The sequence below is a fragment of the Streptomyces sp. PTL18 genome, assembly GCF_059510295.1.
Map to the genome: position 1 here is coordinate 84,607 of NZ_JCAJZO010000027.1, position 11,100 is coordinate 95,706.

10 protein-coding genes are annotated in these 11,100 nt (G+C 69.8%); 6 read left to right on the forward strand and 4 right to left on the reverse strand.

Features of this window, described 5'->3' with window-relative positions; translation table 11 throughout:
- Window positions 1–150: 150 nt before the first annotated feature.
- The 3 genes from AC5WS8_RS33135 to AC5WS8_RS33145 all read left to right on the forward strand — a co-directional run bounded on the left by AC5WS8_RS33135 (window position 151) and on the right by AC5WS8_RS33145 (window position 2,774).
- A complete protein-coding gene (locus AC5WS8_RS33135; protein ID WP_496107202.1) occupies window positions 151–792 on the forward strand; it encodes a DUF6230 family protein in 642 nt (213 codons plus the stop codon).
- A 127-nt stretch (window positions 793–919) separates the two neighbouring features.
- Window positions 920–1,453 carry a DUF6114 domain-containing protein gene (locus AC5WS8_RS33140; RefSeq protein WP_496107203.1) on the forward strand — a complete coding sequence of 178 codons (534 nt, stop codon included), beginning with the start codon at window positions 920–922 and terminating at the stop codon, window positions 1,451–1,453.
- On the forward strand, window positions 1,443–2,774 hold the full coding sequence (locus tag AC5WS8_RS33145) for a hypothetical protein (protein WP_496107204.1): 1,332 nt from the start codon (window positions 1,443–1,445) through the stop codon (window positions 2,772–2,774). The genes AC5WS8_RS33140 and AC5WS8_RS33145 overlap by 11 nt, the downstream gene beginning before the upstream one ends.
- A gap of 78 nt (window positions 2,775–2,852) precedes the next feature.
- On the opposite strand, the gene pyk is transcribed toward AC5WS8_RS33145, so the two are convergent.
- From pyk to pta, 3 genes are all read right to left on the reverse strand, one after another.
- A complete protein-coding gene (pyk, locus tag AC5WS8_RS33150; RefSeq protein WP_496107205.1) occupies window positions 2,853–4,283 on the reverse strand; it encodes a pyruvate kinase in 1,431 nt (476 codons plus the stop codon).
- A 97-nt stretch (window positions 4,284–4,380) separates the two neighbouring features.
- Complete coding sequence (locus AC5WS8_RS33155) at window positions 4,381–5,601, reverse strand: acetate kinase (RefSeq protein ID WP_496107206.1); 1,221 nt, start codon at window positions 5,599–5,601, stop codon at window positions 4,381–4,383.
- Window positions 5,598–7,688 carry a phosphate acetyltransferase gene (gene pta, locus AC5WS8_RS33160; RefSeq protein ID WP_496107207.1) on the reverse strand — a complete coding sequence of 697 codons (2,091 nt, stop codon included), beginning with the start codon at window positions 7,686–7,688 and terminating at the stop codon, window positions 5,598–5,600. Before pta ends, AC5WS8_RS33155 begins: the two co-directional genes overlap by 4 nt.
- Window positions 7,689–7,940: 252 nt before the next feature.
- On the opposite strand from pta, the gene AC5WS8_RS33165 reads away from it, so the two are divergent.
- Entirely contained in the window at window positions 7,941–8,966 is a 1,026-nt protein-coding gene (locus AC5WS8_RS33165) for an ATP-dependent 6-phosphofructokinase (RefSeq protein ID WP_496107208.1), read from the forward strand.
- 107 nt (window positions 8,967–9,073) lie between these two features.
- Here the strand turns inward: AC5WS8_RS33165 and AC5WS8_RS33170 are convergent, their stop codons facing one another.
- Window positions 9,074–9,649, reverse strand: coding sequence for a TetR/AcrR family transcriptional regulator (locus tag AC5WS8_RS33170; protein WP_496107209.1), 576 nt, complete (start codon window positions 9,647–9,649; stop codon window positions 9,074–9,076).
- Between the two features lie 383 nt (window positions 9,650–10,032).
- Between AC5WS8_RS33170 and AC5WS8_RS33175 the strand changes: the two genes are divergently transcribed.
- Together AC5WS8_RS33175 and AC5WS8_RS33180 are read left to right on the forward strand one after the other, a co-directional pair.
- Complete coding sequence (locus AC5WS8_RS33175) at window positions 10,033–10,479, forward strand: hypothetical protein (RefSeq protein ID WP_496107210.1); 447 nt, start codon at window positions 10,033–10,035, stop codon at window positions 10,477–10,479.
- 127 nt (window positions 10,480–10,606) lie between these two features.
- Window positions 10,607–11,026: a hypothetical protein gene (locus AC5WS8_RS33180; protein ID WP_496107211.1), complete on the forward strand. Its 420-nt coding sequence runs from the start codon at window positions 10,607–10,609 to the stop codon at window positions 11,024–11,026.
- Window positions 11,027–11,100 lie beyond the last annotated feature (74 nt).

The following is an 11,100-nucleotide window of genomic DNA, read 5'->3' on the forward strand; positions in this document are numbered from 1 at the left end:
GGTGATCGCCGGTGATTGGGGCGCATATCGCGCCTCCGAGCGCGGCGCTCTCCTTCCCGAGGACGTAGCACTTCTCCCATCCCTGCCCGGCCGAGCCGCCGAAGGGCAGCGAGCCGGGACCAGGAGATGTACGTCCGAGAAGGAGGAAATATGGAGTCCCAGGTGCGTGGCGGGACCAGATGGAAGCGGTTCGCTGTGGTCATGGTGCCCAGCGTGGCCGCGACAGCAGCAATAGGTGTCGCCCTCGCGCAGGGCGCTCTCGCCGCGTCGTTCAGTGTGTCGGGCCAGGAGTTCAAGGTCACTGCCTCCCAGCTCGTCGGCACGGGCTTCGAGCAGTACGGGGCGCTCGACAGCGGCTACACGCTTGACGGCCAGAAGACGGCTCACCCCGTCGCCGTCTCAGCGTTCACGGACGCCACGATCACAGATCTGTGCCAGTCCGTGGTCACCCCGATCCCGGGGTTCGGTGACGTCACGCTGACGCTGAAGGCCGGTGGGGCGGGCCACGACGCGGTAACGGCCCACAACATCTACATCGATGTCAACGACCTCAAGGCCGACGCGACGTTCGAGGACATCGACATCGGTGTGGCCGCCAAGGACGCCAACAGGGGTCCCGGCATCAAGCAGGGCGACGCCACCAACCCGAACGGATTCGCCCAGCAGGCTCGGAAGGCGACGCTGACCGACGTGGACCAGCACGCCTGGGCGACCACCGCAGGCACCTTCAATCTGAGCGGGCTCAACATGAGCCTGTCGAAGGGCAACAACGAGTGCCAGATCAAGCACTGAGCACTCGGTGACGGGCGGGGGAGCCGACGGCGCCCCCGCCCGTTCCACCTTCGGTCCGCTCCTTCACACACCCCCCACACCCTCGCACCACCACCCACAGCAACGCTGCACCAGGGAGCTGTTTTCCATGAGCGCCGAGACTCCTGCCGCACCTGGCCAGTTCACCCGCCGGAGGCTGCAGTTCCGCGCCTGGCGGGGCTCGAGGCCGTTCTGGGCCGGACTGTTCGTCCTGCTCGGTGGCTTTCCGATCATGTACTTCCCGTACGCGCACCTGCAGGTCGGTCATCTGACGTTGGCGCTCGCCACCACCGCGGGCGCCGGCTCCCTGATCATCGGCGTGCTGCTCGTCGTACTCGGCATCAGCCTCTGGTTCCAGCAGCACATCCGGGTCTTCGCGGGCGTTGCGGCGATCCTGCTGGCGCTGGTGTCCATCCCGGTGTCCAACTTCGGCGGTTTCGTGGTCGGCTTCCTCCTCTCGCTCATCGGCGGTGCGATGGCCGTGTCGTGGGCGCCCGGTGTGCCGCCCGAACCGCAGGCGCTGCAGGAGACCGGCATCGGTGAGGGCGGCGCCCCTGGTGTCGTGGACGGTGCGGGTGTGCCGAACGATCTGTCAGGAACGAGCCCGGCCAACGGGGCGAACGGGAGGCACAGTGCCGGCTGACGAGGTGACCCACGGGGCGGACGTGGACGCGTCCCGTGTGAGAACCGGGCCGCGCCACGCGGCCCCCAGGAAGCCGCTGTTCACCAGGTTCCACATGCCGGCCGGGAAGGCGATAGCCCTGGCGGCGATGCCGACGGCGGTCCTCATGGGAATGGGGCTCACGCCGACGCTCGCCAGCGCCGCCGACCACTCGCCGTCGTCCAAGAGCCTGACGGTCGACGAGTACCAGAAGTGCGTGGAGGCCCTGGACAGCTCCAAGGGCGCCTCGTCCTCGCCGTCACCGTCGTCCTCCGCTTCGGCGAGCCCCGCCACGTCCGCCGGCAGCCCGAAGCCGACGTCCTCGGCGTCCCCGCAGGCGAGTTCGGGGAAGACCTCGGACAAGACGTCGGGCACGACCTCTTCGCCGAATTCAGGTTCCGGCGACAAGGCCGCGCCCACGCCGTCGAAGAGCACGTCCGGCACCTCCTCGGACGGTGGTGCGTCCACGCCGAGCCCGTCGGCCTCCGCGAGCGGCGGGAACCTGCTGGAGACGATCGGCGGCGCCATCACCGGCGTTCTCACCGGCGGAGGCTCCGGTTCCGGCTCCTCCGCGACCCCCTCCGCCACGCCGTCCCCCTCGGCCTCGGCGTCCGCCACCAAGGACGCCACGGCGCCGAAGGACGTGTCCGGCACCGTCAAGGACACGACGGGGAAGGTCAGCGGCACGGTCAAGGACACCGTGAAGGGCGCGACGGACACCGCGTCGAAGGCGGCCTCCGAGGTGACCAAGGCGGCGGGCGACACCGTGAAGGCGGCCGAGTCCGCGGCCGCGAGCCCGTCCCCGAGCTCCAGCACCTCCGCGCAGGACTGCCCGGCGGCGACCGACGGCGACGGCGGCGTCGAGAAGATCGTGGCCCTGCCCGACAAGCCGTGGCACCTGGAGGCCAGCTCGCTGCTGCTCAAGGGCGCCGACTACCAGGGCGTCGTGAAGGTGCGCACCGCGAACGGCACCGTCAAGAGGGTCCTGAAGTACGTCATCTCCGACGGCACCGACATCGGCGACCTGCACCAGCTCGTCGACGGCGACAACGGCGTGACGTACCACGTCCAGGCCGCCAAGGGCTCGACGTCGACCATCCGGGACGGCAAGACGGTGATGTACACGGAGAGCATCTCGGGCAACCTGCTCGGTCTGATCCCGGTGACGTTCAGCCCGGACAACCCGCCGCCGCTGAACATCCCGCTGATCTACTTCACCCATGTGAAGGTGACCCAGGCCGGCCAGTTCGGCGGAACCCTGACCATCCCGGGTATGCACCAGTACGTCACCGGCGCGAACTGAGCGCCGCCGCAGACCCGTTCGGGAGCCGCGCACAGAGGGCGCCCCCCGCCGCACGGCAGGGGGCGCCCTCGTCGTGTGTCAGTTGCGTTCGCCCTCGCCCAGGTGGTGGACGCGGACCATGTTCGTGGTGCCGGGGACGCCGGGCGGGGAGCCGGCGGTGATCACCACGATGTCGCCCTCGTTGAACCGGTTGAGCTTGACCATCTCCTGGTCGACCAGCTCGACCATCTCGTCGGTGCTGTTCACGAACGGCACGACGTGCGACTCCACGCCCCAGCTCAGCGACAGCTGGTTGCGGGTCGCCTCGTCCGTGGTGAACGCCAGGATCGGCTGCGAGGCCCGGTAGCGGGACAGCCGGCGCGCGGTGTCACCGGACTTGGTGAAGGCCACCAGGCCCTTGCCGCCGAGGAAGTCCGCGATCTCGGCGGCGGCGCGGGCCACCGAACCGCCCTGGGTGCGCGGCTTCTTGCCCGGGACCAGCGGCTGCAGGCCCTTGGAGAGCAGTTCCTCCTCGGCCGCCTGGACGATCTTCGACATCGTCTTGACCGTCTCGATCGGGTACGCGCCCACGCTGGACTCGGCGGACAGCATGACCGCGTCGGCGCCGTCCAGGATGGCGTTGGCCACGTCGGAGGCCTCGGCGCGGGTCGGACGGGAGTTGGTGATCATCGACTCCATCATCTGGGTCGCCACGATCACCGGCTTGGCGTTGCGGCGGCACAGTTCGATGAGCCGCTTCTGCACCATCGGGACCTTCTCGAGCGGGTACTCGACGGCCAGGTCCCCGCGGGCGACCATCACACCGTCGAACGCCATCACGACGTCCTCCATGTTCGCCACCGCCTGAGGCTTCTCCACCTTGGCGATGACCGGGACGCGGCGGCCCTCCTCGTCCATGACGCGGTGCACGTCCTTGACGTCGTTGGCGTCCCGCACGAAGGACAGCGCGACCATGTCGCAGCCCATGCGCAGCGCGAACCGCAGGTCCTCGACGTCCTTCTCGGACAGCGCCGGCACGTTCACCGCGGCACCGGGCAGGTTGATGCCCTTGTGGTCGGAGATGACGCCGCCCTCGATGACGATCGTCCTGACCCGGGGGCCCTCGACGTCCAGGACCTTCAGCTCGACGTTGCCGTCGTTGATCAGGATCTGGTCGCCCTTGGAGACGTCGCCCGGCAGGCCCTTGTACGTCGTGCCGCAGATCGACTTGTCGCCCGGCACGTCCTCGGTGGTGATGGTGAACTCGTCACCCCGCACCAGCTCGACCGGACCCTCGGCGAAGGTCTCCAGGCGGATCTTCGGGCCCTGCAGGTCGGCGAGGACACCGACGGCCCTGCCGGTCTCGGCGGACGCGGCACGGACCCGGACGTACCGGCCCTCGTGCTCTTCGTGCGTGCCGTGGCTGAAGTTGAAGCGGGCCACGTTCATGCCGGCTTCGATCAGCGCGACGAGCATCTCGTGGGAGTCGACCGCGGGGCCGAGAGTACAGACGATTTTCGAACGGCGCATGGGGCGATCCTATCGGTTTGTTTCGCTACGGAATATTCCGTCTGGCGGAAAATACAAATGGGCGGGTTCGCGCTCAGGCGAGAGCCGTCGAATTTCTTCAGTTGCCCTTTCCGGTGCCCTTGCCGACGAGTGCGTAGGTCTGCGTGGCGATCTCCAGTTCCTCGTCGGTCGGCACCACGGCGACCGCCACCCGCGCGGACGCGGGCGAGATCAGCCGCGGCTCGTCGCCGCGTACCGCGTTGCGGTCCCCGTCCACCGCCAGGCCCAGCCCCTCCAGCCCCGCGACGGCCGCCTCGCGCACCGCTGCGGCGTTCTCGCCCACACCCGCCGTGAAGGCGATCGCGTCCACCCGGCCGAGTACCGCGTAATAGGCGCCGATGTACTTCCTCAGCCGGTGGATGTAGATGTCGAAGGCGAGCCGCGCCTCCTCGTCGCCCTCGTCGATCCGCCGGCCGATCTCCCGCATGTCGTTGTCGCCGCACAGACCGAACAGACCGCTCCTCTTGTTGAGAAGAGTGTCGATCTCGTCCATGGACATTCCGCCAACGCGCTGCAAATGGAAGATGACGGCCGGGTCCAGGTCGCCCGAGCGCGTCCCCATCACCAGACCCTCGAGCGGGGTGAGTCCCATCGAGGTGTCCACGCACCTGCCGCCCCTGACCGCCGAGGCGGACGCCCCGTTTCCCAGGTGCAGCACGATGACGTTCACGTCCTCGGGCGCCTTGCCCAGCAGCTTGGCGGTCGCCCGGGACACATACGCGTGCGAGGTCCCGTGGAAGCCGTAGCGCCGGATCCGGTGCCGGTCCGCGATCTTGGTGTCGATCGCGTAGCGCGCCGCGTACTCCGGCATCGTGGTGTGGAACGCCGTGTCGAAGACGGCGACCTGCGGCAGGTCGGGGCGCAGCGCCATGGCCGTGCGGATACCGGTGAGGTTGGCCGGGTTGTGCAACGGCGCCACGGGGATCAGCCGCTCGATCTCGGTGAGCACGGCGTCGTCGATGACGGTGGGCTCGGTGAAGAACATGCCGCCGTGCACCACGCGGTGGCCGATGGCGGCCAGCTCGGGCGAGTCGACTCCCAGCCCGTCCCTGCCCAGCTCCTCGGCGACCGACTTCAGGGCCGCCTGGTGGTCGGCGATCGGCCCGTTCTGCTCCCGGGTGTCGCCCGTGGTGAGCGCCGTGTGCCTGATCCGCGAGGTCTGCTCGCCGATGCGCTCGACGAGGCCCACGGCCAGCCTGCTGCCGTCGCGCATGTCCAGCAGCTGGTACTTCACGGACGAGGAGCCGGAGTTGAGGACGAGGACACGGGTCGGGCTCACTGGGAGGTTGCCTTCTGCTCGGGGGTCTGGGCCTGGATCGCCGTGATGGCGACGGTGTTGACGATGTCGGAGACGAGGGCGCCCCGGGACAGGTCGTTGACGGGCTTGCGCAGGCCCTGCAGGACCGGGCCGACGGCGATCGCGCCGGCCGAGCGCTGCACGGCCTTGTAGGTGTTGTTGCCGGTGTTGAGGTCCGGGAAGATCAGCACGGTGGCCTGCCCGGCGACCTTTGAACCCGGCAGCTTGGTGGCCGCGACGCTGGGTTCGACGGCGGCGTCGTACTGGATGGGACCCTCGATCTTCAGGTCACCGCGGCGCTGTCGCACCAGCTCGGTGGCCTCGCGCACCTTGTCGACGTCGGCGCCGAAGCCGGAGGTGCCGGTGGAGTACGACAGCATCGCGATCCGCGGCTCCACCCCGAACTGCTCGGCGGTGGCGGCCGACTGGATGGCGATGTCGGCGAGCTGCTCGGCGTTCGGGTCCGGGTTCACCGCGCAGTCGCCGTAGACGAGGACCTTGTCGGCCAGGCACATGAAGAAGACCGAGCTGACGATCCCCGCGTCCGGCTTGGTCTTGATGATCTCGAAGGCGGGCCGGATGGTGGCCGCCGTGGAGTGCACGGACCCCGACACCATGCCGTCGGCCAGGCCCTCCTGGACCATCAGGGTGCCGAAGTAGTTCACGTCGGAGACCACGTCGTAGGCCAGCTCCACCGTGACGCCCCTGTGGGCGCGCAGCGCCGCGTACTTCTCGGCGAAGGTGTCGCGCAGGCCGGAGGTGGCCGGGTCGATCAGCTGGGAGTCGCCGAGGTCGACGCCGAGGTCGGCGGCCTTCTTGCGGATCCGGTCCGCCGGTCCGAGCAGCGTGAGGTCGCACACCCCGCGGCGCAGCAGTACCTCGGCGGCGTGCAGCACGCGCTCCTCGGTGCCTTCCGGGAGCACCACCCGGCGTTTCTCGGCGCGGGCCTGCTCCAGCAGCTTGTGCTGGAACATCATCGGCGTGAGCCGGTCGCTGCTGGGCGCCGACACCCGCTTGTTCAGGTCGGCGGTGTCGACGTACCGCTCGAACAGCCCGAGCGCCCGCTCCGCCTTGCGCGGAGTGGCCGCGTTCAGCTCCCCCTCCATGGAGAAGAGCTGCTCGGCGGTGGGGAAGCTGGTGCCGGACACCGAGAGCACCGGGGTGCCCGGGGCGAGACGCTCGGCGAGGGCGAGGATCTCGGCGCGGGGGACCTCGTTCAGTGTGAGCAGCACTCCGGCGATCGGCGGGGTGCCGGCGCTGTGCGCGGCCAGCGAGCCCACGACCAGGTCCGCGCGGTCGCCCGGGGTGACCACCAGACAGCCCGGGGTCAGGGCGGCGAGCAGGTTCGGCAGCATGGCGCCGCCGAAGACGAAGTCCAGGGCGTCCCGCGCGAGGCCGGAGTCGTCGCCGAGCAGCACCTTGGCGCCGAGGGCGTGGGCGATCTGGGCCACGGTCGGCGCCGAGAGGGCGGAATCGTCGGGAAGCACGTAACAGGGCACGGGGAGCCGGGAGTCGATCCCCTCGGCGATCTCGTCGCGGTCCTCGCGGGCCACCCGGTTGACGACCATGGTGAGCACGTCACAGCCCAGCCGCTCGTAGGCGCGGTAGGCGTTCGCCGCCTCGGCGCGCACCGACTCGGCGGTCTGCCGGCGGCCACCCACCACCGGGATCACCGACGCCCCGAACTCGTTGGCGAGCTGGGCGTTCAGGGACAGCTCGTCCGGGAGCTGGGTGTCGGCGAAGTCGGTGCCGAGGACGAGGACCATCTCGTAGTCACGGGCCACCGCGTGGAACCGGTCGACCAGCGTGGACACCAGCTCGTCCGTGCCGCGCTCGGCCTGGAGCGCGGACGCCTCCCGGTAGCCCATGCCGTACACGGTCGCCGGGTCCTGGGACAGCCGGTACCGGGCGCGCAGCAGCTCGAAGAGGCGGTCGGGGCCGTCGTGGACGAGCGGACGGAAGACGCCGACCCGGTCGACCTGCCGGGTCAGGAGCTCCATGACTCCCAGCTCGACGACCTGACGGCCGTCGCCGCGGTCGATCCCGGTCACGTACACGCAGCGCGTCACGCGTGCTCTCCGTTTCGTGTCTTGAGGAGGATGATTCTGACCGATTCCGCATGCTTTTGTGGGGCTCTGCGAGTGCTGAAAATCCTCCACGCGGGTGAGCAGAACCCTCTTGACAATACCCTTGGGCGCGGATAAGGCGCCCATCAGGTACCGGGGATCGGGGGCCGGCATGCGCGATCGGCACCTGCCTGTGAGCCGTGAAACAATCGGACTGGCTCACCGGTATCGACAGCGAGCAGGAGACACAGCACGATGCGCATCGGAGTACTCACCGCAGGCGGCGACTGCCCGGGCCTGAACGCAGTGATCCGGTCGGTCGTGCACCGAGCGGTAGCACAGTACGGCGACGAGGTCATCGGCTTCGAGGACGGCTACCGGGGCCTTCTTGACGGTCACTACCGCACCCTCGACCTCGACGCCGTGAGCGGCATCCTGGCCCGGGGCGGCACCATTCTCGGCTCCTCCCGTCTGGAGCGCGACCGTCTGCGCGAGGCCTGCGAGAACGCCTCGGACATGATCCGCGACTTCGGCATCGACGCCCTGATCCCGATCGGCGGCGAGGGCACCCTGACCGCGGCGCGCATGCTCTCGGACGCGGGCCTGCCGGTCGTCGGCGTGCCCAAGACGATCGACAACGACATCTCCTCCACGGACCGCACCTTCGGCTTCGACACCGCGGTCACCGTGGCCACCGAGGCCATGGACCGCCTGAAGACGACGGCCGAGTCCCACCAGCGCGTGATGGTCGTGGAGGTCATGGGCCGCCACGCCGGCTGGATCGCGCTGGAGTCGGGCATGGCGGCCGGTGCGCACGGCATCTGCCTGCCGGAGCGCCCCTTCGACCCCGCCGACCTGGTCAAGATGGTCGAGGAGCGCTTCGCCCGGGGCAAGAAGTTCGCCGTGATCTGCGTCGCCGAGGGCGCGCACCCCGCCGAGGGCACCATGGACTACGGCAAGGGCGAGATCGACCAGTACGGTCACGAGCGCTTCCAGGGCATCGGCACGGCCCTCGCGTACGAACTGGAGCGGCGGCTCGGCAAGGAGGCCAAGCCGGTCATCCTCGGCCACGTCCAGCGCGGTGGCGTACCGACCGCCTACGACAGGGTGCTCGCCACCCGGTTCGGCTGGCACGCGGTCGAGGCCGCGCACCGCGGCGAGTTCGGCAGGATGACGGCGCTGCGCGGCACCGACGTGGTGATGGTGCCGCTGGCGGAGGCGGTGACCGAGCTGAAGACGGTGCCGAAGGACCGGATGGACGAGGCGGAGTCGGTGTTCTAGCCCGTTCCACGGCCCATGTGGCTGCGTCCTGTTCGGACAGAGACCGGCATCTACGAGAGCAACGTGTCTCGGTCCGCCTGCTGCTCCAGTAGCAGGCGGACCCTTGTTCATCCGTAGTGCGACGGTGACAGCGGCCTGCGAGCCGGCGGCATCCCCATGGCCAGTCGCAGCTGTGGGCCGATGAGGCGGATCACCTCTTCAGGGTCCATGGAGCTGATCGGCTCCAGCCGGAGGAGGTAGCGCGTGGAGATCAGTCCGGCCAGCACAGCCGCGAAGGCCGCAGCGCGCTTGCGTGCATGGCGGCCGCCCAGGGCTTCTGCGAGCCGGGCCAGAATCTCGCCCTCCAGGGCCTCCTTGACCAGGGCGGCGACGGCGTCGTCCTGGGCCGCATTCTTGAGCATGGCCAGGAGCGCGTTGCCGGATTCGGGGGCCTCCCACGCTGCGATCATCTGTCTGAGGGCACGCTCGGGGAAGGTGTCCAGATCGCCTTCGCTCAGCAGTCGTGCCGCCAACTCCGCGGGATTGGCGGACAGGGCGAGGGCAGCACCGAAGAGACCCTTCTTGGAGCCGAAGTAGTAGCTGAGCAGAGCCAGGTCGACCTCGGCCTCGTCGGCTATCGAGCGCATCGTCACCGCGTGGTAGCCGTCCTCCAGGAACCGTCGGCGAGCGATGCTGAGGATCACCCTGCGTGTGTCCGGTTTTCCGGGCCTGCGTCCGCGCTGCGACATGGTCTTCCTCGCTGTCGAGAGAGTGGCCGGCCCCTGCGCGACGTCGATGCGCGAGCGGCTGCCGCCCAGGGAGACCGGCGATGCTCGACGCCGTCGCGGCCCAGCAATCCCGGACGGACCGATACTTCAGCCTCTGGTGTGCGGCCCCCTCGGCCCCGCTGAGAATAATTCATCAAGGGACCACCACGCTCAGCGGTTCGGATGCCCACTCCGGCGGGCTCGCCCGAGTCGCGCTGTCGTCCCCCGGTGAGAGAACGGCACTTGCCCGGCCAGATGTCGTGCGGTGACGTGGTGAACGGCAGCGACGTCGGCGTTTCTCCTATTTCATCAGGATGGTGATGGCCGTTGCCTCCCGGCGAGTGTGGCGACTGGCCATGACGCCGGCGACCACGGCGATCACGGAGGCCCTGCCGCGCTCCCTGCAAAGCGTCGGGTCGGCGATGAACGACCTCTCCCGCGAGCTCGGCGGCGCCCTGGGCATCGCGGTCCTCGGCAGCATGCTCACCGCTTCGTACCGCAGCCACCTCCACCTCTCCCACTCCCCGCACCCCGTGGCCCGGGCAGCCCGGTCCTCCCTGGCCGCCGCCCACGCCATCGGCGGCTCCGTCGCCGATCAGGCGCGTGGTGCCTTCATCGACGGCATGCACACCGCCCTGCTCGGCGGAGCCACGGCCGCAGCTCTGGCCGCCGTCGCCGTCGCTGTGCTCATGGCTTCCCCGCGCCCCTCCCGGCCCGCCGGCCACCCTGTGGCCGAACGGGAGCCGGTGCCGCGGACCAGCACCTGACGGACGGGCAGCACAGGAATCGACCTTCCGTCCCCGGCCGTGCACCTGACGGTGGCGTCCGGCCCGCTGGAACCCGGCGGCCACCATGCCCGCCAGGCACTCACGAGAGCATCCCCGAGGATCCCCGATGATCTGTCATCCAGACTCCGGCACCGACCCGGCCGAGGTCCTCGGCCACGCCGGTCTGACGTTTCGCCCGGCGACCGGCATGCGGGGGCGCTCGGCCCTGGAGGTCCTCAGCGGCGACGAACTGCTGGACGTCCATGTCGATCACGTTTTCAGTCCCGTACTGCTCGGTGCCGTGCGCGGACGCGACGAGAGGGCGCCCCGGGCACTGTGCTGGGGCAGGCTGCCGCCCGACGGCGCGGTGCCCGCGGTGGCCTTCGGCGGTGGCCTGTTCCGCCACCGCAGCCTGCCGGTGAGGGTGGCGCGCATCGGTGGCTGCTTCTGGGTGGCATGGGCGCAGGGCGACTTCCGTACGGTGACGGCCGCGAGCCCGGCCGGAGCGGAGAGCCGGCGGCTGGTCAACCGACACGCCCAGGCCTGAAGGAGGAACGGTCGCGCGTCTCCCCCGGACGCCGGCCGTGTCGTGGCTGCCGAGGGATCGTGCGGCCACAGCAC

Bases quoted from the DNA above. Each gene is read 5' to 3' on its own strand.
- AC5WS8_RS33180 (WP_496107211.1), top strand. From the start codon at position 10,607: ATGATCTGTCATCCAGACTCCGGCACCGACCCGGCCGAGGTCCTCGGC.
- AC5WS8_RS33140 (WP_496107203.1), top strand. From the start codon at position 920: ATGAGCGCCGAGACTCCTGCCGCACCTGGCCAGTTCACCCGCCGGAGG.
- pyk (WP_496107205.1), bottom strand. From the start codon at position 4,283: ATGCGCCGTTCGAAAATCGTCTGTACTCTCGGCCCCGCGGTCGACTCC.
- AC5WS8_RS33135 (WP_496107202.1), top strand. From the start codon at position 151: ATGGAGTCCCAGGTGCGTGGCGGGACCAGATGGAAGCGGTTCGCTGTG.
- AC5WS8_RS33175 (WP_496107210.1), top strand. From the start codon at position 10,033: ATGGCCGTTGCCTCCCGGCGAGTGTGGCGACTGGCCATGACGCCGGCG.
- AC5WS8_RS33165 (WP_496107208.1), top strand. From the start codon at position 7,941: ATGCGCATCGGAGTACTCACCGCAGGCGGCGACTGCCCGGGCCTGAAC.